A 25,593-nucleotide genomic window follows, 5' to 3' on the forward strand; every position below is an offset into this window, starting at 1 on the left:
CACCTTCTGACTTCTTGATCGGCCTCCCTGACCCTCGCTGCAGCTGCAGCGCGCGACCCTGGCCCGGCACTACGGCCGGCTGCTGCAGGGCCACGAGACCCAGCTCTGGCATGCCCTGTGGGAACTGGACGTGCGGGGCTGATCGCCCGGAGAGGCGAAGCTTCCCTCGAACGAGTCATCCCGAACGTCGTCTCCGCTGGTCGGAGGGCGTCCCGTCCCGTCGTGTCGTCAATTGCGGGGCGAGCGTTGCCGGTGTGCGCGCCCGCCCCGCACCCTCGTGGTGTCCGCTCGGTAGCACGGCCGTCGGCGGACGTGAACCGCCCTCCTCACTCAAGATCGGAGTACTGACATGCGGACGATCGGCACGCGCTTCGGCGTCCTCGCCGGCATCACCACCCTCACTCTCGGCGTGCTCGCCGGCCCGGTGGCCCACGCGGCGACCGCCGACACCACGGCGGCGGCGTGCAAGTCGGGCCACGGTGTGGGGGAACTGTGGTCCCCCAAGGGCCGGAACATCGGCGTGGAGAAGAACTGGAAGTGCGACGGGCACGGTGGCTACAACGGCAAGTTCCGCTGGTGGAAGAGCGAGGACGGCGTGTGGGCCCAGATGCTCATCAAGTGGGAGTCCGGCCGGCGCGAGCAGAAGAAGATGAAGTTCGGGAAGCTGTACACGTACAAGGGGGCCTACGGCGTCTACATGCGTGCCTGCGACTCGAGTGGCTGCGGCGGCTGGTGGTGAGCTGACCGGGAAGATCCACGCCATGGGGGCTGGTAGCCCTCGATCCTCAGCCGGATAGTCCGGATCGACCCGGTGGAACCTGCCGGTCACCGCACCAGTCGACCACCACCTGACGCGGGGGAGGGGTGATGCGCTCGCGGATCAGCGCATCGAGCACCTCCCAGCAGCACTCCGGCCAACCAGGACGGCTCAAGTGGATCCGATTGTGCAGCGTCAGTTCAAAAAAGGTGCTGGGGACCGAAGCACTGAGGAGGGCTGGAACGAGAGCAGCGCCGGCGGATCGGACAGTGCGCGGGGATGCCGTCGGCGCTGCTGCGACGGGTCACGCTGCTGGAGCCGCTGGCTCAACAGCCCCTCATCGGGGGGTCGGTGGAGTTCGGGGGTGTCTCGGGGGAGCTGCAGGTCGTCCAGATCTCCGCCGTCCCTCTGCGGCGCTGAACCGACACCGGCTCCGCATGCAAACACTATGACCAAAAAGATCGAGCCCTAGTCCAGCAGTCCGCTCCTTCCTAGCATCGCAGCGCACGGCGCCAGAACACACCGCGTAGGGACAAGGAGCAAGAGCTTGATCAGGTCCAACGCATCACAGCAAGCAGGCAAGAGAGTCCGCGGGCTGTTTCGCGCAGCCCTAGCCGTCGCTGCCACAGGTGTACTCGTCGGCACCCTCTCCAGCGCCCCGCCGGCCGCTGCGAACGTCCAGCACCCAACCGTCGCTGCATGTCCTGTTGATCTGACAGACAAGGCCACGTGCTACACCGGCCAGGATGTCAACGGCGCCTACTACGCGATTGCCGTCCCCAAGCACTGGAACGGCTCCCTCGTCGTACATGCTCACGGCGGCCCTGACCTGGGCGCCGATTCCGACCCCACGCGTAGCATCGACGACCTGGCGCGCTGGTCGGTCATGGTCGACCAGGGCTACGCCTGGGCCGGCTCGTCCTACCGCCGTGGCGGCTACGGCACACGCATGGCCGCCGCCGACACGGAAAACGTGCGCCGCCTATTCGTCTCGACGTTCGGTCAACCACAACGGACTTACGTGCACGGTCAATCCTGGGGCGGCGACGTGGCCGCCAAGGTCGTGGACCTCTACGGTAAGAAGAACGGCCCCTACGACGGGGCCCTGCTCACCAGCGGGGTCCTGGCGGGCGGCTCCCGCGGTTACGACTACCGTGTCGATCTGCGGGTTGTCTACCAGTACTACTGCCACAATCACCCCCGGCCCACCGAACCGCAGTACCCGCTGTGGCAGGGCCTGCGCGCTGACTCCACAATGACGACCACCGGACTGCGCGCCCGTCTGCAGGAGTGCACGGGCTATGCCTCCGCCCCACAGGACCGCACCGTCCTGCAGCAGCGCAACCTCGACGACATCCTCGCCGTCACCAATATCCCCGAACGCACCCTCGAGTCGCACCTGCGCTTTGCCACCTTCACCTTCCGCGACATCGTTCACAACCGCCTCGGCGACCGCAATCCGTTCAGCAACCAAGGCGTGTGGTACTCCGGATCCCACGACGACAAGGCCCTCAACGCCGCAGTCGAGCGCTTCTCAGCCGACCCGACCGCTACCCGGGATCTGTCCTATGACAGCGATCTCACCGGCAAAGTCGCCATCCCCATACTCACCCTCCACGCGATCGACGACCCCACCGCGTTCGTCGAGCACGAAGCGGCCTACCACGTCACTCTCCAAGGTGCTCACCGGGACAGGTACCTGGTGCAGACGTTCACCCAGGAGCACGAGCACAGCCAGCTCAGCAACTCGGAGTACGCCAGTTCCCTCTCGGCCCTGAACAGTTGGGTGCGCACCGGGAAGAAGCCGACGGCGAACTCCATCGGAGCCGCGTGCACTTCGTTCGACCGCGTCTACGGCACAGGATGCTTCTACGAACCCGCCTTCCGCCCCGCGCCCTACGCCTCGCGCGTCGCCGCCCGTCCGGACGGACTTCACTGGCCTGCCATGACCGCGACGCAGGAAAAGACGTGGAGCCGTATCAACGGCGTCGGCATAGCCCCCTAATACTCCAGTCCGACTTCGCGATCTTGTCGCGGATCCGGCTGGGGAACAGGTAAGGCCACCGTGTGATCATCGGGGGTTGTGTGGACCCCTGAAGGCCGTGCGGTGGCCGCAGGTCATAGCGTGGACCCTGCCCGCTGGTGGGCGATGTTCGACCAGGTCATGGCACGGATCACGGGCAGATTCAGCCGAGTTGAGCCCCGAGCCGCGGCCCGCGCTTACCTCGCGTCGTGCTGGAGGCCCTCACCGGCATCGTCCGAGGGCGCAAGGACGCTCGTGACGGCACCACGTGGGACCCCTGCAGCCCTTGCCCGACGGCCACTGATCACCATCGACGGTGTACACCCGCTTCCGCCGCCACGTCCTGGACCGCGTGTTCACCCGAGCCCTCCAGCAGATAAAGGCCCGCGCGGACGCGGCCGGGGACATCGACTGGCTGGTTCCGAATCGACTCTGCCATCGTGCGGCGGCGGTTCTCGTCAATGCTCGATTTCTATCTGCGCAACCACGTGGACGGGTCATCGATGATGGTCCGGATGACCGAGCTCGCGGCCCCGAGCACGGAGGCGTCGGTGCCTGCGAGCGAGATCCGGACGCGGATCGGGGACCAGGATGAGGACAGCACCCGAAGATCGACCTCACGCTGCACCTCTGGCTGGATCCAGGGCCCCAGCGGTGCGTAGATGCCGCCGAGCACGACGCAGCCGATGTCGAGGAGCTTGACGGCCCCGGCGATCGTGATGCCGAGAGCGCGGCCGGCCCGCCTGAGCGCCGCCAGGGTTTGCCAATGGCCCGCCTCGGCCGCCTGCACGATGCGGCCGACGGTAGCCTGTCCCCCCATGGAGGTGGCGGCCCGCAGGGGGAGTCCGGCGGCCCGCAAGATGGCCTCTTGGCCGGCCACTTGTTCCAGACAGCCGTGGGCGCCGCACTGACATGGTGGTCCGTCCATTCCGATGGCCATGTGCCCGATCTCACCGCTCCAGCCGTGTTCGCCACGAAACAGCGCACCGCCCATGACGATGCCGGCGCCCACCCCGATCTCGCCCGAGACATGCAGAAAATCGGTGGGCGCGGCGCCCCGGTCCATGCGCAGTTCGCCCAGCGCGGCGAAATTCGCCTCGTTGTCGACCGTGATCGCCAGCCCGTCCAAAGCTCCGGTCCGGGCGAGCAGAGACGAGATGTGGACATCGCGCCAGCTGAGGTTGGGTGCCAGGCGCAGCAGCCCCTTGTCGACCAGTCCGGGAACGGCCACGCCCGCACCGGCCACGGTCAAGTCCAGCCTCTCGGCCGCAGTGATCGCGGTCGCGGCCATGTCGGCGACGGTGCTCAGCACCTCGCGCGGGGTCCGCCCCCGCTGGTCCTGCTGTACAACCTCCTGGTACCGGATTCCTCCGGCGAGGTCGATGACGCATGCTGCGATGTAGTCGACGCTGATTTCCAGCCCGAGTCCGGCCGCTCGATCGTCGGCGAGTACCAATCCGGTCGCCGGGCGGCCCGTCGGCCTGGTCTTGCGTGGTTCCAGTTCGCCGACCAGACCACCCTCGATCAGGACGTCGACCAGAGCCGAGACGGTGGCCCTGGTCAGTCCGGTCGCCGCTGCCACGTCGGCACGCGACACCGGTTCCGCCGCGCCGGCGATCTGGTTGAGCACCAGCGACAGGTTTCGGGTCCGCAGGCTTTCTTGCCGGGCTGGACTGGCCATGACTTCTCTGTTCCCGGGTCCTGCCGAGTCTCCACCCTTCATAGGTGTTGACACTGCCACATTCCCGCTCTAAGTTCAGCGACTAAACAAAGCCAATCTGGACATGGATCTCACCTTGGGGGACCACGTGACCGTGCCGCGGTTGCGGGTGTAGGGCGTCAAGACGTTCCCCGGGGCCCGAGCACTCGATGGCGTTGACCTGGAGACACTCCCGGTGAGGTGCACTGTCGGCTCGGGCGGAACGGTGCCTCGGAAAGTCAATTCTGATCAAGGTTCTCGCCGGCGTGCATCAGCCGGACGGCGGTGAGATCCATAGCCGCGGCGATGCGCCGTGGCCCGATGGACCGTGGTCCGGCGATGTCGGACCGCAGAGGGAGGGGCCGTCCATGCACGTAAAGCTCCTGCGATTGCTCGCCTCGTCAACCGCGAGTGGCTAGGAGCCATCCACTGAGGGTGTCCCTCAGTCCCGGCAAGAGACCCCCCGTACCGCATTACGAGGGGACCCCTGACCCCGTCCCGGCCCCAGCCCGGCATGTGCGGCCGGACGACCCCAGAACGTGGGGCGGGGCGCTGACGTTGACAGCCCCCGGCGCACCCCAACCAGCAAGCGGCCCGATGAGTCCACATTCCCCCGAGCCCCAGAGGAACGGCTGTGGCCCACAGACATAGAACCCTCCGCCGAATAGCCGCGACGATGGCGTTTGCCCTCGTCCTTCCCATCCTGTCGCTGGTCGCCCCGGCGGCCCTGGCGTCGCCGGCGCACGCCGCCACTGCGGCACCTGCCTTCAAGGTGCTCGTCTTCTCCAAGACCACCGGATTCCGACACGACTCGATCCCTGACGGTGTCGCAGCCATTCAGAAGCTCGGCCAGGAACACGACTTCGCGGTCGACGCCACCGAGGACAGTGCGGCGTTCACCGACGAAAACCTGGCGCAATACCAGGCCGTCATCTTCTTGTCCACGACCGGCGACCCGCTGGGCACGCAGGACCAAAAGGACGCCTTCCAGCGCTATATCCAGCGCGGCGGCGGTTTCGCCGGCGTCCACGCCGCTTCCGACGGCGGTTACAACTGGCCGTGGTACGGCAAGCTCGTCGGCGGGTACTTCAAGTCGCACCCGGCGATCCAGAACGCCACGGTCAAGGTCGAGGACCCGGCGCACCCGTCGACCGAGGGTCTGCCGACATCGTGGAAGCGCAACGACGAGTGGTATGACTACCAGGCCAACCCTCGTGGCACCGTGCACGTGTTGCAGTCGATGGATGAGAAGTCCTACAACGGCGGCACGATGGGCATCGACCACCCGACCACGTGGTGTCAGGACTACGACGGCGGCCGGTCGTGGTACACGGGGCTCGGTCACACCAAGGAGAGCTTCAGCGAGCCGGAGTTCCTGAAGATGCTCCTCGGCGGCATCAAGACCGCCGCGGGTGTGGTGAAGGCCGACTGCGCGGCGTCGCAGAGCGCCAGCTTCGAGAAGGTCACCCTCGACAACAAGACGTCGAACCCGATGATGCTGGACGTCGCAAAGGACGGCCGGGTCTTCTACATCGACCGCCTGGGCGACGTCAGGGTCGTCAAGCCGACTGGCGGCACGGTGACGGCCGGTCACCTGAACGTGTTCACCGCCAATGAGAGCGGGCTGCTCGGGCTGGTGCTGGATGGTGACTTCGACTCCAACCACTGGGTGTACCTGTTCCACTCCCCGGTGGGCGAGAACGTGGACCGTCTGAGCCGGTTCACGGTCACGGGAGACACGCTCGACATGTCGAGCGAGAAGAAGATCCTCGACGTGCCGGTGCAGCGGGCGGAGTGCTGCCACCACGGCGGCGGCATGCTGATGGATCACAAGACCGGTGATCTATGGCTGGCTGTGGGCGACAACACCAACCCGTTCGCCTCGGACGCCTACACCCCGATCGATGAGCAGCCGGGCCGTGAGGCGTGGGACGCGCAGCGCACCTCGGGCAACACCAACAGCCTGAGTGGCAAGCTGCTGCGGATCCACCCCGAAGCGGACGGCACCTACAGCGTGCCGGCGGGCAACCTGTTCGCTCCGGGGACGGCGAAGACGAAGCCTGAGATCTACAGCATGGGCTTCCGCAACCCCTTCCGGATCGGCCTCGACCCGAAGACCGGGAATCCGATGGTCGCCGACTACGGCCCTGACGCCGGGTCTCCGAGCGCCACGCGGGGTCCGGAGAACACGGTGGAGTGGAACCTGATCACCAAGCCGGGCAACTACGGCTGGCCGTACTGCACCGGTCCCAACAACCCGTACATCGAGTACGACTTCGCCACCAAGAAGTCGGGATCGGCGTTCAACTGCGCGGCCCCGGTCAACAAGTCGCCCAACAACACCGGGCTGACCAACCTGCCGCCGGCGATCCCGGCAACGGTCTGGTACCACTACAACACCGACCCGAACCAGTTCCCCGAGCTGCAGGGCGGCGCGCCGATGGCGGGCCCGGTCTACCGGTATGACGCGGACCTGAAGTCGGACGTCAAGTGGCCGGCGTACTGGGACGGCAAGGCGATGTTCGGCGAGTGGAACACCAACAAGATGTTCTCGTTCCAGCTGAACGAGGACACCACCAAGCTCGTCAAGATCAACCAAATTCTCAAGTCCATGAGCTTCAAGCGGCCCATGGACATCAAGTTCGGCCCTGACGGTGCGCTGTACCTGATCGAGTGGGGGTCCGGCTTCGGCGGTGACAACGCCGACTCGGGCGTCTACCGGATCGAGTACGTCAAGGGCAACCGGCCGCCGGTCGCCCGCGCCTCGGCGGACAAGACCGATGGTCCGCTGCCGCTGACCGTGAAGTTCTCCAGTGAGGGGACCAAGGACCCCGACGGCAAGGCGCTCACCTACGCCTGGGACTTCGGTGACGGCACGGACGGCACGACCGACGCCAACCCCACGCACACCTACACCAAGGCGGGCGAGTACAACGCGGTCCTGACCGTCACCAACGACGACGGCATGACCGCCAAGGCCAGTGTGACGATCACCGCGGGCAACACCCGGCCCACCGTGAAGGTGGACCTGCCGCCGAACGGAGGCTTCTTCGACTTCGGCGACCAGGTGAAGTTCAAGGTCACCGTCACGGATCCCGAGGACGGCCAGATCAACTGCAACGAGGTCCAGATCCAGGCGATCCTCGGCCATGACGGTCACGGTCACCCCCTCGACCAACTCAAGGGTTGCGAGGGCATCGTGCAGACCAACGAGGGTGGGCACGGCGCCGACGAGAACCTCTTCTATGCGATCGAGGCCAGCTACACCGACCACGGTGCCGCCGGCGGGGCCAAGCCGCTGACCGGGCGGGGTCAGGTCGTGTTGCAGCCCAAGCACAAGCAGGCCGAGCACTTCTCGGCGACCGGCCGGGTGTCGGACAGCAAGGCCACCACTGCCCATGGCATTCAGAAGGAGACCACCGGCGACCCGCTGGGCGGCGGCCTGAACATCGGGTACATCCGGGACGGCGACTGGTGGTCGTTCGACCCGGTGAACCTGACCAACATCGACGCGATCCGGCTGCGGGTGGCCTCCAACAACTCCGGCGGGACTGTGCAGGTCCGGCAGGGTGACCCGGAGAACGGGAAGCTGGTCGGGACGGCCGATGTGCCGGGCACCGGCGGCTGGCAGAAGTACGTCGATGTCACGATGAAGCTGACCAACGCGTCGACCGACAGCGGCCCGCTGTACTTCGTCGTGCGCAAGCCGGCGAGTGCGGGCGACGACGCCTTCTTGATCAATGCCAACTGGGTCGACTTCATCGGCAAGGGTGTCACCGACAGCCAGCGCCCGGTGGTGACCGCGTCGGCGAACCCGACCTCGGGCACCGCGCCGCTGAAGGTCGACTTCACCGCGTCGGCCACCGACCCCGACGGCAACCTGCCGCTCACCTACAAGTGGGACTTCGGGGTGAAGGGAGCCCCGCAGCCGACGACCGCGAACGCGAGCTACACCTACAGCGCGCCGGGAACGTACACCGCCTCGGTCACCGTGACCAACGCCAAGGGCGCGGCGACGACCAAGGAGATCTCGATCAAGGTGGAGGCGTCGAACACGCTCTGCCTGAGCGGACGTTCCGACGACTTCCTGGGCACTGAGCTCAACCATGACCGCTGGTCGGTCATCCGGGAGAACCAGGACCTCAAGGTCGCGGACGGCAAGCTCGTCATCCCGACGTCGAACACCGACATCTACGGATCCAACAGCGGCTCGCCGAACATCGTCGTGCAGCCGGCGCCGGCAGGCGCCTGGATGGCCACCACCAAGGTCACGCTCAATGCCCGCGACGCCTACCAGCAGGCGGGCCTGATCCTGTACGGCGACGACGACAACTACGCCAAGATGGTGCTGCAGGGCCGCGGCACCGACAACCACGCCAACCGTATCTTCCAGTTCATCCGCGAGGAGAACGGCGATCCCAAGGAGGTGACGGCCAGTAACACGGCCCAGCTCGGGGACGCCTACCCCGACACCGTGTACGTGCGGTTCATCAGTGACGGCACCAACCTGACCGCTCACTACTCGGCGGACGGCGTCAACTTCACCGCGATGCCGGAGACGAAGCCGCTCGCCGGGATCAAGAACCCGAAGATCGGCCTGTTCGCCATCGCCGGGACCGGCAACCGTCCGGTGATCGATGCCCACTTCGACTGGTTCCACATCACCCCCGACGACACGGCGACCAAGCCGGGTCCGAACGACGAGTTCGACGGCATCACGCTCGACCAGTGCCGCTGGGACTCGATCGTGCGCCACGACCCCTCGGCCGTGCGGGTGACCGGTGGCAACCTGGAGATCGACACCTCCAAGGGAGACATCTACGGCACCGACAACAGCAACCCGAAGAACTTCATCGTGCAGAGGGCGCCGGCCGGCGACTGGACGCTGGAGACCAAGGTTGACGCCAGCGCCTTCAACGAGCGGTACCAGCAGGCCGGCCTGATCGTCTACAAGGACGACGCCAACTACGTGAAGTTCGACTTCGTCACCGACAACCAGCCCGGCGAGGCCGTCGCCCGACGGCTCGAGCTGCGCAGCGAAATCGGCGACGTGGTCCAGAACCCGCAGCCTGCGGTCAGCAACCTCACCAGCGGCGTGACCTGGCTGCGACTGAAGAAGGAAGGCGACACCTTCCACGGCTACTACTCCGCCGACGGCAAGACGTGGACCGAGATCGCGTCGAACGGCAACCCGACGCCGGTCAAGAACGACGTCGTCTCGGCGAACGCGAGAGCCGGACTGTACGCCTTCGGCGTCAACCAGACGGCGTCGAAGACGGCCAAGTTCGACTACTTCCACCTCACCCCGGCGGTCGAGCAGGACAAGACGCCGCCGGTGACGACCGCGAACACCGACCCGGCACAGCCGGACAGCGGCTGGTTCACCGGTCCGGTCACAGTCACGCTGACCGCCGCCGACGAGGACAAGGGCAGCGGCGTCGACCGTACCGAGTACAAGCTGGACGGCGGCGACTGGACGGCCTACACCGGCCCGGTCATCGTCTACGGCGACGGCTCGCACGCGCTGGCCTACCGCTCGGCCGACAAGGCCGGCAACGTCGAGGACGCCAAGACCGTCACGGTCAAGGTGGACGCGACGGCGCCGATGACCACCGCGAAGATCGCCTCGGCGAACGACGACGGGTGGCACAACGGCGCGGTGCCGGTGACGCTGACCGCGGCGGACGCGACGTCCGGCGTGGCCAAGACCGAGTACTCCCTGGACGGCGGCCCCTGGACGCCGTACACCGCGACGGTCACGGTCACGGGCGAGGGGCAGCACGAGCTGCGCTACCGCTCGACCGACAAGGCCGGGAATGTGGAGGACATCAAGGCCGTCACGGCCAAGATCGACACGAAGGCACCGACCGTGTTCGTCTCCGGTGTGGCAGCCGGCGAGAAGTACGGCGACAGCCAGGACCTGGCCATCGGCTGGCAGGCCGTCGACTCCGGGTCCGGGATCGCGTCGGTGAGCGGCACGCTGGACGGCAAGCCGTTCGCCTCCGGCACGGTCCTGGCGTTGCACGAGCTCGACCTGGGCAAGCACACGCTCAGCGTCACCGCCGTCAACAAGGCCGGCAACCGGACCGAGCAGACCGTGAAGTTCACCGTCGGCACCTCGACGGCCGACATCGCGAGCCTGATCGACCGCTTCGAAAGCACCGGAAAGCTCACCCCGCTGGGCGCCCACAAGCTCCACGGCAGGCTCGATGGCGCGATCGACGCCGAGAACAAGGACAAGTCCAACGACAAGACCATCGATGAGCTGGAGAAGTTCAAGGCCTTCGTCAACGACGACAAGAACGTCTCCGACGACCAGGTCCGGGCCACGCTCCTCCGCGACGCCGACGCACTGATCATTCAGTACGGCGGCACGCCGAAGGGCTGACCACCGGCCGCGACCCCGAAAGAGGTGCCGGGCGACCGAAAGGAACCCCGGCACCCCGCTGAACCAACCAGGGTGCCCCGTGACAACTGTCGTGGGGCACCCGCCCCATTCCGCTCTCATCAGTACATACGTCCAACGTTCATCAGGAGGTGGGCATCATCAGCCGACGCAGGGAACCGACGGTGGTCCGGAATTCGACCCGAGGTCGAGTGCTCACACTCGCGGCCGCATTCACGCTCGGCGCGCTTCTCGTCGGCGGCCTGGTGTTCGCCGGAACCCGCGCGAGTTCGACCGAACGGACGGCCGACCGGATTCGCGTCGAGGCCGCCCAGCGGGACAAGGCGCAGATCAAGACCCTGACCGAGCTGGCCCGTACGACCCGCGACCGGCTCGTCCCTGTGCTCGAGGGCCTGGACCGGGCCATGCCCGCTGACGGCAGCGCCCGACCCGCTGCGGTGACCTCCGCCGACGTCGCGGGTTGGCGGAGTGCGGCCACCGCAGCCGTCGAGGCCTTCGCCGACCCACCCTCCGGCGAGACCGCTACCAACGTCGCGAGATCGAGCCTTGCCTCCGCCGTACGCCAGATCGCCACCACCGTCGACACATACGCAACCTCGCGGGCACTGACCGGTTCCACCCGCGAGACCGTGGTGGCCCTCGCCGTACGGCAGCGCGCCGACGCGATCTTCACCTGGTCGACCGGGGCCACGGTGCTCGACGCCGCGAACACCGACGCAGGCCTCGGACACCAGCACGTGTTCTTGCCGGCACCCCCCGGCAGCGGGGCACTCGCCCCCGACGACGAACCCGAAGGGAGCCACGGACCATGAAGATGACACGGAGGCACGCCACGACGACTGTCCTGTTCACCGGGCTCGTCCTGCTGCTCGGCGCACCGGGGGCGTCCGCCCATAGCGGCCCGATCAACCTGGAAGTGATCGGGGATGGCAGCCACGACATCAACGTGCTGGTCACCTGGAAAAAGGACGGCCATCCGGTCAGCGACGTCGTCGCAGCGACGTTGGTCGCAACCTCCACCGACGGCCGTTCCTTCGGTCCGGTCCGGCTCAACTCGGCGCCCGAAGGCCAGAACCTCTACCACTCCGCCCGGCCGCTGCCGAGCGGCCAGTGGCGTGTCACGGTGACCACGACCAAGCCTGCCAAGGCGCAAGCGACGGCGGACGTGACGGCGCGAGACATCGCCGCACCCAAGAAAGCGGCAGCCGTGCCAGGCCCTGGGAACCCGATCGGCATGGCACTCAAGATCGGCGTCATCGCCGTCGTGGCGGCTATCGGCGTCGCGGCCTGGAGACGCCTGGCGAGGCGGTGATCGCGAAGAAGGCCCTGAGACAGCAGGCGTGGTTGAGGCGGTCGTTCTTCACCCACCGTCTGGTGATGCTGGACTTCGAGCATCTGCTGAGCGAGTACAGCGCAGGGCAGTCACGCAAGGGCTCGGGACCGCGGAGAGTCCGCGGCCCCGAGCCCGTTGGCGACGTGGCCAGGCCCGAAGACTCCTACCCACCAGCCGTTCCGGCTCGGTACCAGCTCTGGAACCGGGTGGCGTCATGGCTTCGGCGGCGGGGGTACGGCCGCTGTCAGCGGCCTACCGGGTCCTCCCAGGCGTGGTCCCCCGGAGCCGTCAGGGCCAGGTGGCCGCCGTCGTCAAGGGGGGTCGGTACGGTGAGCGTGGCCAAGGGCTCGGTTTTGTCGAAAAGGTGGACCTCGCCGTGGCCGCCGCGGGTGACGGCGATGAGCGGGGCGCCCGGCGAGGCGGCGATCGCCCGGCGCTGCACTCCGTCCCAGGGCGTTCCTCCGGGCTTCGGCGCGCCGTCCATGGGCGGCAGCGGGTGACGGGCGATGATCCGGGGCTCGCCGCCCGAGAGTTCGGCCGTCAGCAGGATCAGTTCGTCGCCGCCGGGGTGCACACGAGCGTACGCGATGTGGTGCGCGGCGACTGCGAGCCGGAAGACCAGCCCGGGGCCGAGTGGCACGCGACCGGTGCGGCCCCCGTCGAGGGTGTGGAACCAGGCGTCATTGGTCCACTCCGGCCATTGCCCCGGGTCGGTGGGGCCGCCGCGTACGCACGACCACAGTGCCCGGCGTACGGGATCGAGTCGCAGGTAGTAGCCGCGTCCGGGCCCGGCCCAGGGTATCGGCTCCTCCATGAGCAGGCGGTCGCCGTCGCGCCGGGCCCGGTGCACTCCGGAGGTCGCGGCGGCGAACAGCCGTCCGCTGAGCCGGTCGTAGGCGTCACCATGGCCGTCGTGGTCGGGCAGCTCCGTCTCGTACACGGGTGACGCGGGGGGACTGGCGGGGGCGGCGCTCTGCAGGTCGTCGTAGCGGTATGCGGTCAGCGTGCCGGGCTCGCGGTGCCGTAGGACGACGAGCGGGCCGCCGGAGCCGCACAGCACCGTCACGCCCGGTTCGCCGGCCCGCGTGCGCACCCGGACCGATCTGCCGCGGTCTGCGGGCATGCTGGCCCGCGGCCTCTACCTCGACCACCGCCCCGACCGGCGCTACCTCGACGCCTGCGGCGAGGACTTCGCGGGCGTACGCGATCTGGGAGCCCACGTCCAGGTGTGGCTCGACCCACGCATGGCCCCCTACACCCGCCGCTTCACCGACCCCGCACTCGGCACTGTCCCCGTCACCGACGTCGAACCCACCACACCCACCGACCTCAACGCCCGCCTCGACGGCCACCGCGTGATCACCTTCGACCTGACCACCGAGGGCATCCGCGAAACGCCCCTGCGTGTCGCCCGCGTGCTCGTGTCCGGCCTCGTCCCGAACCAGCCCGCGGCCTTCGCCTATCTGGGCTGCCCGCGCTTCGCGCAACAGGCACTGGCACGCCAGTGGCGCACCAGCGCGCCCACCACCGCCGCCGACTTCACCCTCGCGCCACCTCCCCACATGTGATGACCGCCCTTCACACCGCCCTCACCCGAGCCCGCTCCGCGCAGCCGCCCGGCCCCGACATCCCGGCAGGCCACCAGGTCACCCCGTGGCCAGGGGAGCCCCACCCGGTCCCGCGGCACCTGGACCGGCTCCTGCGCCTGTCCCTCGGCGGCGACCGGCTGCGCCCCGCGGCCTCCGCCGGCGCACTGCACCCGGTCAACACCCACCTCCTGCTGGGTCCAGACAACAGGCTCCCGCCCGGCCGGTACGCCTACGACCCCGTACGGCACCGCCTGCTCGCGCGCGGCACCGTACCCGCCGACGCGCCGCCGGGCGCGGTGGCGGTCCTCACCGTCACCGCGCGGCGCACGGTGTCCCACTACGGCCACCGGGCATGGCCGTTGCTGCTCCTGGACACCGGACACGCGGCCGCCGCCCTCGCGCTCGCGGGTGCGCCCCAGTGGTGCCCGGACGCGGACGTCACCCTCCTTGCGGCAGCGGCGGGCTTCCCCTCCGACTGGCACTGCGCCGAGCCGGAACACCCGCTCGCGGCCGTACGCCTGACACCCGGGCCGGCCGACGTCCTCGACCGCTGGGCGGCCTACGCCCCCGGTGGCCCACCCCTCCCGACACCCCACACCCCGCCGCCCGTCCTCCGCGAGTCGTGGAACATCCTCGGCTCCCTGCCCGGCACGAAGACCTGGCGTCCCACGGCGGCTCCCGTACTGCCCGACACCGTTCTGTCGTCCCGCCGCAGCGCTCGGCCGCCCTTCCCGGGCGTACCCGCGAGGGCTCTGCTGGCACAGGTCCTGGCGACCGCCCGCAGAGCCGCACCCGTCCCGTGGAACCTGCTGACCGCCCGCCGGCCTGGCGCGGTGCCCCCGTCCAAGGGCGAGGCCGCCCCCGCCGACCTGGCCGTCCGGGCGGCCGGCCAGTCACTGCTCGCGCACGTCGGCGCGCTGCTGGTGGCGCACGGCTGCCCCGACGACGCACCACCCACCCAGGTGCGCCGGGACCACGTGCTCGCGGGCCACGGCATCGGCCTCGCCCAGGCGGTCGCCGCCCACCTCGGCCTGGCCTCGCGCCCCATCGGCTCCTGGCAGCACGGCCCCTGGGGCCCGCCCCACATCGTCCACGCCCTCGCCCTGGGCATCCGCAACCGGCACACCGAAGGGACCGACCGGCCATGATGGTCCACCCGGAACTGCTGCGCGCCGCACGGATCGCGCGCCGCCCCCTCCTGGGGGCCACCGCTCTGCTCGGCGCCGTGGCCGCCACCCACCTCGCCCAGGCCGTGCCGATCGCCCTGGCCCTGGCCCGGATCGCACGCGGTGAGATCTCCGGCCTGCCCGCCCTGCTGGCCGCGGTCCTCGCCACCGTCGCAGTCCGCGCCCTGCTGAGCCACCGCCAACGCACCCTCGCCGTCCGCGCCGGGTCACGCGTACGGATCGGCCTGCGCGACGAACTCCTCGAACGCCTTGCCGCCCTGGGACCGCTGCGGGGCACGGTCAGCCGCGCGGGAGCCGTACGCGCCACACTCGTCGACGGGGTGGAGGGCGTCGACGCGTACGTCTCCCGCTACCTTCCGCAGCTCCTGGTCACCTGCGTGCTGCCGCTCCCGCTCCTCACCGCCGTCGCGGCGGTCGAACCGTACGCACTGCTCGCCCTCACCCCCGCGCTCCTGCTGGCCCTCTTCGCCCCGCGCTGGTGGGACAAGCTGCTCGCCCGCCGCGGCCAACAGCACTGGGGCTCGTACGAGGCGCTGTCCGCGGACTATCTGGAGGCGCTCCAGGGCATGCCGGCGCTCCGGGCGGCCGGCGCGGTCACCCGCACCCGGGCGCGCCTGGAGAAGCGGTCGGCGGCCCTGCACCGTGCCACCGTCGCCAAGCTGCGAGTCTCCCTCGTCGACACCGGCATCACGGACCTGGCCGTCCAAGGAGGCACGGTCGCCGCTGCGCTCCTCGCATGTGCCTCGGCCGCGTCCGGCCGGACCGCCGCCACCGGCACGTACCTCGTCCTGATGCTGGCCTCCGAGTGCTTCCGCCCGATCCGGGACCTGTCGCGCGAATGGCACGCGGGCTACCTCGGCCTCTCGGCCGCCGACGGCATCAGCGAGCTTCGCACGGCGCCGCCCGCCGTACGCGACGAAGGCACCGAGCCCGCTCCGCACCAACCGCCCGAGATCCGCTTCGACGACGTGCGCTTCACCTATCCCGGCGCCGCACACCCCGCACTGCGCGGGATCACGTTCACCGCCGAGTCCGGCCGCACCACGGCCGTCGTCGGCCCTTCCGGTGCGGGCAAGTCGACACTCCTCGCGCTCCTCCTGCGCCAGTGGGACCCGGACGGCGGGAACATCACCCTCGACGGCACGGACCACACCGCCCACACCCTCGCCTCCCTCCGGCGCGGCATCGCGGTCGTCTCCCAGGAGAGCTACCTCTTCCACGCCTCCGTCGCCGACAACCTCCGCCTGGCCCGCCCCGACGCGACCGACGCGGAACTGTACGCAGCCGCCGGTGCCGCCGGCATCCACGACGAGATCACGCGGCTGCCCGACGGCTACGGCACGCGGGTCGGCGAGCGTGGAGCGACGCTCTCGGGGGGCCAGCGCCAACGCCTCGCGCTCGCCCGGGCGTTGCTCGCCGACGCGCCGGTCCTGGTCCTGGACGAGGCCACGAGCGCGGTGGACGAGCGCCGCGAGTCGCGCATCGGCCGCGAACTGCTGCGTGCGGCGCGCGGCCGCACCTGCCTGGTCGTCGCCCACCGACTGGCGTCCGTACGGGACGCCGACCGGATCGTCGTCCTGGACGGCGGCCGCGTCGACGCGGCCGGCACGCACACGAGCCTTCTGGCACAGGGCGGGCTGTACACCCGGCTGGTGGCCGCGGGACGCGTCGAGGAGGCTGCCTAATGCTGTTGTCAAGCCACGAGACGCAGGGGTGGCCGGGCCTGGAAGGGCTGACGGTCACGGAGCATGGCGTACAGAACCGACGCCTGGTAGAAGACGCGTGTGAGGGCTTTGTCGCCGCCGGTGGCGGAGCGCGAGTAGCGGACCTTCCCGGCGGGGTCCACTGCTCGTTCCAGGCCGGGGTGGACGCCGGCCGGCAGGTCACGCAGCCGCGAGGTGCGGGCTGTGGCTTCTATCACGAGCGTGGTGCGGTGGCTGACCAGCAGCCGCAGTTCGACGGCCTGTTCGTCCGGGAGGTCGACCACGCGCAAGTCGTCGCGGAGCAAGACCTGCTCGGCGATGGTCTGTGCGTCGCGCGGGTCGGACTTGTTCTCTCCTCCGCGGGTGCCGCGTCGGGCCCGGTTCACTGCCAGGCCGGGAACGTGGACGCAGTGCGGCCCTTCGGCCAGCAGCATCGCCGTGAGCGGACTGGCGATTGTGCCGATGATGTTCAGCAACGTGCGGCGCGACTCCTCCTGCCTGTCCCCGCCCTACCAAGCGATGGTCCGCAGAGCCTGATCAGCAGTCCGGAAGAAGTGGCGGGGCAGGGGGATCAGCCGCCTGAGCCATCAAGGGCAGCCGGCATGAAAACCACCCACGCCCCACCCGCGCTGTCCCAGAATCGCGAACTCGTGGGACGCACTCGAGAAGGTAGGGCGGCGTGACCCCCATCGTGACCGGGACCGAACGCGGCTCCCTGCGGGCCCTGCTGCCGGTACTGGCGGCGCACAGGACCATGACGGCACGGACCTTCGGCGCGGCACTCCTCGACCAGACGGCGCTCGTCGCGCTGGTGACGCTCGCGGCGCACAGCGTCGGTACCGCGGTCGTGGAGCACTCCATCCCGGCACCGGCCGCCGTCACCGCCCTCGTCGCACTGGTCCTGCTACGCTCGCTCGCCACCTGGCGGGAGATGGACCTGTCGCACGACCTGGCGTACCGGGTCCTGGCCGAGCTGCGCGTACGGGTCTTCGACGGGCTGGCCCGCAGTGCGCCCGCGCGGATAGCCGGACGACGCAGCGGCGACCTGGCGGCGGCCGCACTGACCGACGTGGAGGCGCTGGAGTTCTTCTACGCCCACGCCGTCGCGCAGATCCTCGCCGGCGGCACCGTATTCGCCGCCGGCGCGGCGGCGCTGGCCGTGGTCGACACCTGGCTGCTGGCCCCGGTCCTGCCCGCAGCCGCGCTGCTCGTCCTCGGGCCGCTCCTGGACGGCCGGGCGCGGGCGACGCGCGGTGCCCGCACCCGCCGGGCAGCCGCCGAGCTGTCCGCGGAGGCGGTCGAGACCGTCGACGGGCTGCGCGAGCTGCTCACCTTCGGCGCGCTGGAGCGGCAGCGCGCCCGTCTGCGAGGGACGGGCGAGCGGCTGGGGGAGGCACAGCGCTCCGAGCACACGTGGGAGGCCGGCGCGGCGGCGGTGCGCGACCTGCTCGTGGTGGCGGCCGTCGTCGGGGTGGTCGGGACGGCCGCGCACTCGCTCAGCGGGGCCTGGGCGCCGACGGCCATGGCACTAGCGCTCGGCGTCCTCGCCCCGGTCGCCGACGGTGCCGCCGCGCTCGGTCAGGCGGCAGGGCTGCGCGCGGCGGCGTCCCGTGTAGACGCAGCGATCCACGCCCGGGCGGGGGCGCCCGCGCCCGCCGCACCCCGCCCGGCGCCGGCCGGACCCCTGGGCATCCGCATGCGCGGCGTGCGCTTCGACTACGGCGGTGCGCCCGTGCTCGACGGCCTCGACCTGACGGTCCACGCAGGCGAGACGCTCGCACTGGTCGGGGCGTCCGGCGCCGGAAAGTCCACCTGCGCGCACCTGCTGGCGCGCTTCTGGGACCCGACGCAGGGCGCCGTCGAGCTGACCGGGGCCCGTGATCCACACGTCGACCTGCGGGAGCTCGCGGAGGAGGAGCTGCGCCGTACCGTCTCGGTCGTCGGCCAGGACACGCCGCTCTTCCACGGCACGCTCGCCGACAACCTCCGTCTCGCCCGCCCGGACGCCACCGACGACGAACTGCACGCGGCCGCCCGCGTCTGCGGCGTAGACCGGATCGCACAGGCCCTGCCCGACGGGTACGACACACAGGTCGGCGAGCGCGGCGCGACCCTCTCCGGCGGGCAGCGCTCCCGCATCGCCCTGGCACGGGCCCTGCTGACGAACCCGCGCGTCCTGGTCCTGGACGAAACGACGGCCCACCTCGACACGGCGGGGGAGGAGGAGCTGTCCGCGGCGCTCACGGCCGCCTCCCAGGGGCGTACGACGGTGGTGATCGCCCACCGGCCGGCGACGGTACGGCGAGCGGACCGGATCGCGGTCCTGGAGAACGGCCGGATCGCGGAGACCGGCACATGGGACGGACTCTCCCGCACCGGCGGGGCGTTCTCCCGAGTGCTCACCCGGTGAGCATGGGAAGGCCACCCGACAACGTGGCAGCGCCCCGATGCATGCAGCCGCTCAACCTAGCTCCGACGTCGAGGCGTTCTCCCCCGATCGAGTCTCGTCGGGCAGCGCCTTGTAGTACCTCACCAGGGGCAACTGTGTGAACCCGGCCTTCTCATACACCCGCCTCGCCGGTGCGTGCCCAGGATCGCCACCGGTGCCAATTTCCACGACCGGCACGCCAGCCTCAGCCAGGCGCTCGACCGCGAAGGAAACGAGCAGGCCACCTGTACCGCGCCCCTGGTGGTCGGGATCAACCGCCACCATGTCGATCTCCCCGCGCACCGGACCCGCGTGGATGACTGTGGCCACGAAACCCACAGGCCGCGCGTCATAGTCGGCCACCCACACCCGAGTCCCCTCAGCCCGGCATACCGACTCCACCGCACGGGCCTGACCAGCCGCCCAATCCGGGTACACCCGCTCGAAGATCTCCACCCCCAAGATCTTCCTGAATGACTCGAACACGGGCTGCCAAGCACGTAGAGAGAGCCCCACGACCGTGCCGATATCGTCAGTGGACAGCGGCCGAACGTTGATCGTCATGGCTCAGGACTGTGCCAGCCCGGTCTCCACGCCTCAACCGAAAATCGCCTCGCAGAGCCATACCTGACGAAGCCTGAACTCTACTCACGAAGCGCGAAGGGCCACCACTCCATCAGGCCGTTCGTAGGGCTGTCCCGCATGCCAGGTCGAGACGGTCGGCGTGGCCCTGGCCGCGACCTCAGGATGCACCGTTCCCGCCGACGCCGTCGCCGGCATCTCCGTGACCGCCGACGGCCATCTGGTCGGCGTCATGATGGTCTGCGGACATCAGATCGATGGCGCGACCCTCTACGTGGACAGCGACGACGTCAACAAGCAGGTGTCGGTCGGTTCATGGACCGCCGACCGCCCCCTCACGCCGGGTCTCGCCACCTGGCCCCTTGGCAACCGTGCACGCGGCGGCAGCCCGGCCGAAGAACTACTTGCGTTCATGTGCAAGTAGTGGGGTACAGTATGGCTTGTTCGAAGGCAGCAGGCACCTCGTTCGGTGAGGCGTCTTCACGGACACAGGCCACTGATCCCACCCGTCGAGAGACGCTCCGGATCAGGACAGGTCTCCCCGAATTAAGGGGTGACCCCAAGTGGCTTCCCCGCGAGGGGATCACGCCGTGGAGTGCCAAAGCTCTGACGAGTTGGGGTGAGCCGGGATCCGCCCGGTCGCTCCTTGCCGAGTCGTACGGCGCGTCGCGCGCCCCGGCCGGAAGGAGGCGAGAGATATGGACTGCGACAGCAGTAGTCCGAGTAACAGTCATATCGCCCTGATGGCCTTCCGGTTTTCCGCTGCGGCCCGCCGTGTACCTGTCCGCACCCGCGCCCTCGCGGCTCTGTGAACCACCGCTGAGCTGGCCCGCAGTCGCTGCGCGGCTGTTCTCCGCATCCTCCGGGGTGCGGCCCGCGGCATGCCTGTTCTCCTGTCCCGCCGTTACCTGATCCTTTCCGGCATGGGGGCGCTTGTGCTGCCCCGGTGCCTTCTTCACTACTCCGCGCCGCGGTCGGCTCAGCCGTGCGGTCACGCCTGCCGTCGTGCGTGGAGGGAGGTACTTCGATGACCACGATGACCCCCGAGCGCCTGGCTCCGCCGGGCCGTAACCGTCGCGAGCGCAGGACGGCCGAACTGGAGGCCGGCACCCGTGCGGCAGGCAGGCGGCTTGCGGAGATCAGCCGCACACCCGCCGCGCAGGTCCTGCGCGACACCGACAGCCCCGGGCCGGGCCTGACGGAGGCCGAGGCGGCGGCCCGGCTGGAGCGGGACGGCGCCAACGTCGTCGCTCACGAGCGCACACCCCGGTGGTACGTCCAGCTGGCCCAGGCGTACGGGAACCCGTTCATCGCCGTCCTGGTCTTCCTGGCCGGCGTGATGTACTGGCAGGACCCGGCCGACCCTGGTGTGCTGATCCTGTCGACGATGGTGCTGCTCAGCGGGCTGCTTCGGTTCTGGCAAGAGTACCGGTCCGCCAAGTCGGTCGCCGCACTCAAGGCGCTGGTGACCACGACCACCAGGGTGCGCCGGTACACGGCGGGCGGCTCGGCTCCCTCGGCCCTCGAAGTGCCGATGGAGCGGGTCGTCAGAGGCGACCTGGTCGAGCTCGCCGCCGGAGATCTGGTGCCCGCCGACCTTCGACTGCTGAGTGCAAAGGACCTGACGGTAAGCCAATCCGCCCTGTCCGGCGAGTCCCTGCCGGTGAACAAGGCGGACACCCGCACCCGGGACCTCGGTCAGCGGGAGACCGCTGATCCCGTCGAGGCCGACAACCTCTGCCTGATGGGTACCTCCGTGACCTCCGGAACCGCCACCGGCGTCGTGGTGGCCACCGGGTCCGACACCTACTTCGGTTCGATGGCCGGCTCCCTGGCCGGCGCGCGCCCGCAGACCAACTTCGACACCGGCGTACGCAAGGTCAGTTTCCTGCTGATCAAGTTCATGCTGGTCATGGTCCCGGTGGTGTTCGCGGTGAACGGCCTCACCAAGGGCGACTGGAACGAGGCGTTCCTGTTCGGCATCGCCGTCGCGGTCGGACTCACCCCGGAGATGCTGCCCATGGTCGTCTCCGCAAACCTGGCGCGGGGCGCGGTGGCCATGTCCAGGCGCAAGGTCGTGGTCAAGCGACTCAACGCGATCCAGAACTTCGGCGCGATGGACGTGCTGTGCACCGACAAGACCGGCACTCTGACCGAGGACCGCATCGTCCTGGACCGCTACCTGGACGCACACGGCCGCGAGGACGACGAGGTACTGCAGTACGCCTACCTCAACAGCCACTTCCAGACCGGCCTGCGCAACCTGATGGACCAGGCGGTCCTCGACCGCGTCAACGAGGCCGAGGAGATCGTCGTCGACGCCCGCTTCACCCTGGTCGACGAGATACCTTTCGATTTCGCCCGCCGCCGCATGTCCGTGGTCCTGAGCCGCAAGACGTACGACGAAGGCGTCGCCGCGGCCGCCGAGCACACCCTGATCACCAAGGGCGCCGTCGAGGAAGTCCTCGCACTGTGCACCCACATGACCGACCGCGGAGAGCGGATCGAACTGAACGGGGAACTGCGCCGCCAGGTCACCCGCATCGCACAGGAGCACAACCGACAGGGCCTGCGCGTCCTGGCCGTCGCCACCCGCTCCCTGCCCGCCACCCGCGACTCCTACACGGTGGCCGACGAGGACGAGCTGACCCTGGCCGGCTTCCTCGCCTTCCTCGACCCGCCCAAGGCCGACGCCGCCCAGGCGCTGCACGCCCTGGCGGACAAGGGAATCACCGTCAAGGTCGTCACCGGCGACAATGAACTGGTCGCCGCGCGGGTCTGCGCCGACGTCGGCATCGACGTGGGCGAGGTCGTCACCGGAGCCGTCGTCGACGCCCTCGACGACGATCGGCTGACCGAACTCGCCGCCCGTACCACGGTCTTCGCCAAGGTCAACCCGGTGCAGAAGGCACGTATCGTCCGCGCTCTGCAGCGCGGCGGACGCACCGTCGGCTTCCTCGGCGACGGCATCAACGACGCGGCCGCGCTGCGTGACGCGGACGTCGGCATCTCCGTCGACACCGCCGTCGACATCGCCAAGGAGTCCGCGGACATCATCCTGCTGGAGAAGGACCTCACCGTTCTCGAACAGGGAGTGCTGCAGGGCCGGCAGACGTTCGGCAACACCATCAAGTACATCAAGATGACGGCCAGTTCGAACTTCGGCAATGTCTTCTCGGTCCTGGTCGCGAGCGCCTTCATCCCGTTCCAGCCGATGCTGCCGCTGCACCTGCTGGTGCAGAACCTTTCCTACGACATCTCACAGCTCGCCACCCCCTGGGACCGCATGGACCCGGAGTACCTGCGCAAGCCGCGGAACTGGGACGCACGCGGGATCGGCCGGTTCATGGTGTTCATCGGGCCGATCAGCTCGATCCTCGACATCACGACCTTCCTGCTGATGTGGCACGTCTTCTCCGCCAACACCGTCGGCAGCCAGAGCCTCTTCCAGTCGGGCTGGTTCATCGAGGGCTTGCTCTCCCAGACCCTGATCGTGCACATGATCCGCACCCGCAAGATCCCGTTCATCCAGTCCAGGGCATCCGTGCCGGTGATGGTCATGACGGCGGCCGTGATGGCCTTCGGCATCGCACTGCCCTTCACTCCGCTCGGTGCGTCCATCGGCCTGCAGCCGCTGCCCGCGGTCTACTTCCCGTGGCTGATCGGCACTCTGCTCGCGTACTGCGTCCTCACCCAGCTGGTGAAGACCTGGTTCATCCGGCGTTTCAACAGCTGGCTGTGACCTGTCCTCACCTCTGATCAGGAGGTTCCTTATGCTCACAAGCGTCCTGCACGTGGCCGCCCCAGTACGCCGCTCCGGCGACACCACCCACGTCACCGGAAAACTCGTCCACCTCCACCACGGAGACCACTTCGGCTTTGGCGGCGAAACGGAGCAGCAGACGCGATTCTTCCTCGCCTTGTTCCGGCGCTGCGAGTTCAGCGTCCTTGGCGGCGTACTTGGGCTCCGGCCCTGAGGTGACTTCACGCTGGAGCCACACCGGACCGGGATCGGGTGGCTGGTCTGCGGGCCCGGGGGCCGGCGGGGCTGCGCGGTGCGGCCGCAGGCCCGGGAGCTGGAACCCTATCGGCCCCCGGGCCGTGTCTGGAGACCGGACACCTGCGGAACGGTGCGATCGGCTTCAGTTGCGGTGCGCCGGCAGTACCTGCACGGTGTCGCCGACCGGGCGCTCACCGGTCGCGTCGGAGGTGATGTTGACGAGCCGTCCGTCCACCGCCATCGCGGAGGAGCCGCCGCCGTCCAGGTTGAGCGCCTGCACCGCGCCCAGGGAGCGCATGAAGTGCGCGGCCTCGGTCAGCGTGAAGCCCTCGCTGACACCGGGCTGCCTGCCGTCCACGGTGGCCAGGATCAGTCGGCCCTGGTGGTCGATGCCGGCCATGGTGCGGGGCTGACGCGCATTCGACCAGGCGTATCCGAACGACAGGTCCAGCGGGTCGAGGGTGCCCTCGGCGGCTGCGTCGATGTGGATCTGCCCGTCCTCCACCAGCGTTGGAGCTGCGCTGACGATGCTGTCACCGGGGCCGAGCTCGACCTTCCGGCCGTGGGTGTCCCGGACGACGTCCTTCAGCTTGATCTTCTTACCGGGCTCCGCGTGGTTCGAGAGCCAGCCGGCAGCCGCGCCGATGCCCTGGAGCACCGAGCCGTCGGCCGGGACCGTGCCGCCTCGGGCGCCGACCGAGACCACCCGGTCGGCGGTGTCCAGCACCACCTGGGTGCCGCTGCCGCTGGGCAGTGCGGCCCCGAACTGCGGGGTGAACTTCACCAGGTCGTCGCCGACCTGGCAGGTGAGGTCCTGGCGGGGCTGCTCGGTGGGGGTCCCCCCGGGGCGACCGCAGTTGCGGACCTTGCCCGGTACGCGGTTGATCCCCTGCACCTGGAAGGCGGCGGCCCCCGCCCGCGCGGTGACCGTGGTGGTGAGGTCGGCGATGCGGGCGTTGCGACCGCCGTTCTCCAGGATCAGCGCGGCGCGGCTGCCGGCGGCCATGGACTGCAGCTCACCGTCGTAGGCGGCGACCCCGGCCGAGGTGCCCTGCACGCCGTCGGCGTCGGAGGTGATGAAGAAGCCTGCGTTGACACCGATCAGGGAGCCCAGCCCGGCGGCGACCGACGAGGTCGTCTCACGCTGTGCCACGTTGCCGTGGTGGGTGCCCTCGACCGTGCCCTGGAAGCGGTGCGGGTCGACGACTGCGACGTGGACGCTCTCGCGGTCGGCCGGTTGCTCGGCGTCGTAGCCGGTCCAGTCCACCGCGGTCCGGAACCCGGCCGCGGTGAGTGCCTTGCCCGCGCTCGTCGCCGCGGCCTGGGTCGGATACGAACCCACCCGCAGCCGCCAGCCCATGGCGCCGCGCGGGGTATCCGCGTAGTCCGGCCACACCACCTCCTCCAACTGCGGAGCGAAGCCGGTGTCGCGCAGCCGCTGCGTCGTGGCCTCGGCCCAGGAGCGGTCACCCACCGGGGCCCAAGAGGCGGCACCGGTCAGCCGGTTGACAGCGGCTGCCTGGACGGTGACGGTCCAGGTCGGCGCGGCGTCCGCATGCCGCAGGACGCCCGTGCGTACCTCGACCCCGGGTGCGACAGTCTGCGTGGTCCACTGCGCCGTGGAGGAGTCGGCGGCGGCAGCGGCCGTTGCCGGAGCGGCGGCCTGGGCCACGCCGGAGACCCCCCAGGGGGTGACGGCTGTCAGCACGAGGGCGGTGGCCAGCGCCACTCGAGTGCGCATGCCCCCGCGGGTGCGCCAGGTACCGCTCGCACGTGTTCCGACTGTGTTGCCCATGGAACCCTCACTCACTCGATGTCCGGGAGGGCCGACTGCGCGCTCGCACCGGCCGATCAACGGACGCAGTCCAGCCGAGCCCGGCGACCTG

At 69.6% G+C, this 25,593-nt stretch carries 16 protein-coding genes, 3 pseudogenes and 1 riboswitch; of the genes and pseudogenes, 14 read left to right on the plus strand and 5 right to left on the minus strand.

The window, feature by feature from the left end:
* Positions 1 to 349 precede the first annotated feature (349 nt).
* From ACIQFZ_RS21480 to ACIQFZ_RS21490, 3 genes are all read left to right on the plus strand, one after another.
* Positions 350 to 739, plus strand: a complete 390-nt coding sequence (locus ACIQFZ_RS21480) for a hypothetical protein (RefSeq protein WP_365423402.1) — start codon at positions 350 to 352, stop codon at positions 737 to 739.
* Positions 740 to 1,036: 297 nt separating this feature from the next.
* Complete coding sequence (locus ACIQFZ_RS21485; protein ID WP_365423404.1) at positions 1,037 to 1,177, plus strand: hypothetical protein; 141 nt, start codon at positions 1,037 to 1,039, stop codon at positions 1,175 to 1,177.
* A gap of 175 nt (positions 1,178 to 1,352) precedes the next feature.
* Positions 1,353 to 2,762 carry a hypothetical protein gene (locus tag ACIQFZ_RS21490; RefSeq protein WP_402691960.1) on the plus strand — a complete coding sequence of 470 codons (1,410 nt, stop codon included), beginning with the start codon at positions 1,353 to 1,355 and terminating at the stop codon, positions 2,760 to 2,762.
* 490 nt (positions 2,763 to 3,252) lie between these two features.
* Here ACIQFZ_RS21490 and ACIQFZ_RS21495 read toward each other — a convergent pair whose 3' ends face one another.
* On the minus strand, positions 3,253 to 4,410 hold the full coding sequence (locus tag ACIQFZ_RS21495) for an ROK family protein (protein WP_402691905.1): 1,158 nt from the start codon (positions 4,408 to 4,410) through the stop codon (positions 3,253 to 3,255).
* A gap of 250 nt (positions 4,411 to 4,660) precedes the next feature.
* Here ACIQFZ_RS21495 and ACIQFZ_RS21500 point away from each other — a divergent pair.
* From ACIQFZ_RS21500 to ACIQFZ_RS21515, 4 genes and pseudogenes are all read left to right on the plus strand, one after another.
* Positions 4,661 to 4,787: pseudogene (locus ACIQFZ_RS21500) on the plus strand (ATP-binding cassette domain-containing protein); the annotation flags it as partial.
* A 368-nt stretch (positions 4,788 to 5,155) separates the two neighbouring features.
* Complete coding sequence (locus tag ACIQFZ_RS21505; RefSeq protein ID WP_383060098.1) at positions 5,156 to 10,867, plus strand: ThuA domain-containing protein; 5,712 nt, start codon at positions 5,156 to 5,158, stop codon at positions 10,865 to 10,867.
* 209 nt (positions 10,868 to 11,076) lie between these two features.
* Positions 11,077 to 11,697 (plus strand): hypothetical protein, encoded by a 621-nt coding sequence (locus ACIQFZ_RS21510; RefSeq protein ID WP_402691906.1) that lies wholly within the window; start codon positions 11,077 to 11,079, stop codon positions 11,695 to 11,697.
* Positions 11,694 to 12,197: a hypothetical protein gene (locus ACIQFZ_RS21515; protein ID WP_402691907.1), complete on the plus strand. Its 504-nt coding sequence runs from the start codon at positions 11,694 to 11,696 to the stop codon at positions 12,195 to 12,197. The genes ACIQFZ_RS21510 and ACIQFZ_RS21515 overlap by 4 nt, the downstream gene beginning before the upstream one ends.
* Positions 12,198 to 12,462: 265 nt before the next feature.
* On the opposite strand, the pseudogene ACIQFZ_RS21520 reads toward ACIQFZ_RS21515, so the two are convergent.
* A pseudogene (locus tag ACIQFZ_RS21520) lies at positions 12,463 to 13,332 on the minus strand (hypothetical protein); the annotation flags it as partial.
* A gap of 1 nt (position 13,333) precedes the next feature.
* Here ACIQFZ_RS21520 and ACIQFZ_RS21525 point away from each other — a divergent pair.
* The 3 genes and pseudogenes from ACIQFZ_RS21525 to ACIQFZ_RS21535 all read left to right on the plus strand — a co-directional run.
* Positions 13,334 to 13,786, plus strand: a pseudogene (locus ACIQFZ_RS21525) (hypothetical protein); the annotation flags it as partial.
* Complete coding sequence (locus ACIQFZ_RS21530) at positions 13,786 to 14,955, plus strand: hypothetical protein (protein ID WP_402691908.1); 1,170 nt, start codon at positions 13,786 to 13,788, stop codon at positions 14,953 to 14,955. The pseudogene ACIQFZ_RS21525 and the gene ACIQFZ_RS21530, both read left to right, overlap by 1 nt.
* Positions 14,952 to 16,679, plus strand: coding sequence for an ABC transporter ATP-binding protein/permease (locus ACIQFZ_RS21535; protein WP_402691909.1), 1,728 nt, complete (start codon positions 14,952 to 14,954; stop codon positions 16,677 to 16,679). Before ACIQFZ_RS21530 ends, ACIQFZ_RS21535 begins: the two co-directional genes overlap by 4 nt.
* 8 nt (positions 16,680 to 16,687) lie before the next feature.
* Here ACIQFZ_RS21535 and ACIQFZ_RS21540 read toward each other — a convergent pair whose 3' ends face one another.
* Positions 16,688 to 17,173, minus strand: coding sequence for a transposase (locus ACIQFZ_RS21540; RefSeq protein ID WP_383060085.1), 486 nt, complete (start codon positions 17,171 to 17,173; stop codon positions 16,688 to 16,690).
* Between the two features lie 203 nt (positions 17,174 to 17,376).
* On the opposite strand from ACIQFZ_RS21540, the gene ACIQFZ_RS21545 reads away from it, so the two are divergent.
* Positions 17,377 to 19,107, plus strand: a complete 1,731-nt coding sequence (locus tag ACIQFZ_RS21545) for an ABC transporter ATP-binding protein (RefSeq protein ID WP_402691910.1) — start codon at positions 17,377 to 17,379, stop codon at positions 19,105 to 19,107.
* Between the two features lie 51 nt (positions 19,108 to 19,158).
* Here the strand turns inward: ACIQFZ_RS21545 and ACIQFZ_RS21550 are convergent, their stop codons facing one another.
* The gene (locus tag ACIQFZ_RS21550) at positions 19,159 to 19,689 is read right to left on the minus strand and encodes a GNAT family N-acetyltransferase (protein WP_402691911.1); all 531 of its coding nucleotides are present in this window, start codon (positions 19,687 to 19,689) and stop codon (positions 19,159 to 19,161) included.
* A 160-nt stretch (positions 19,690 to 19,849) separates the two neighbouring features.
* On the opposite strand from ACIQFZ_RS21550, the gene ACIQFZ_RS21555 reads away from it, so the two are divergent.
* The 3 genes from ACIQFZ_RS21555 to ACIQFZ_RS21565 all read left to right on the plus strand — a co-directional run bounded on the left by ACIQFZ_RS21555 (position 19,850) and on the right by ACIQFZ_RS21565 (position 23,684).
* The gene (locus ACIQFZ_RS21555) at positions 19,850 to 20,131 is read left to right on the plus strand and encodes a hypothetical protein (protein WP_376651579.1); all 282 of its coding nucleotides are present in this window, start codon (positions 19,850 to 19,852) and stop codon (positions 20,129 to 20,131) included.
* Positions 20,132 to 20,161: 30 nt separating this feature from the next.
* Positions 20,162 to 20,333, plus strand: a riboswitch (M-box (ykoK) riboswitch).
* A gap of 401 nt (positions 20,334 to 20,734) precedes the next feature.
* On the plus strand, positions 20,735 to 23,449 hold the full coding sequence (gene mgtA / locus ACIQFZ_RS21560) for a magnesium-translocating P-type ATPase (RefSeq protein WP_402691912.1): 2,715 nt from the start codon (positions 20,735 to 20,737) through the stop codon (positions 23,447 to 23,449).
* Between the two features lie 31 nt (positions 23,450 to 23,480).
* Positions 23,481 to 23,684 (plus strand): hypothetical protein, encoded by a 204-nt coding sequence (locus tag ACIQFZ_RS21565; RefSeq protein ID WP_365778501.1) that lies wholly within the window; start codon positions 23,481 to 23,483, stop codon positions 23,682 to 23,684.
* A 165-nt stretch (positions 23,685 to 23,849) separates the two neighbouring features.
* Here ACIQFZ_RS21565 and ACIQFZ_RS21570 read toward each other — a convergent pair whose 3' ends face one another.
* Positions 23,850 to 25,448 carry a phosphodiester glycosidase family protein gene (locus tag ACIQFZ_RS21570; RefSeq protein WP_402691913.1) on the minus strand — a complete coding sequence of 533 codons (1,599 nt, stop codon included), beginning with the start codon at positions 25,446 to 25,448 and terminating at the stop codon, positions 23,850 to 23,852.
* Positions 25,449 to 25,593 lie beyond the last annotated feature (145 nt).

Source organism: Streptomyces sp. NPDC093064 (assembly GCF_044754605.1).
Taxonomy (GTDB): Bacteria; Actinomycetota; Actinomycetes; order Streptomycetales; family Streptomycetaceae; genus Streptomyces.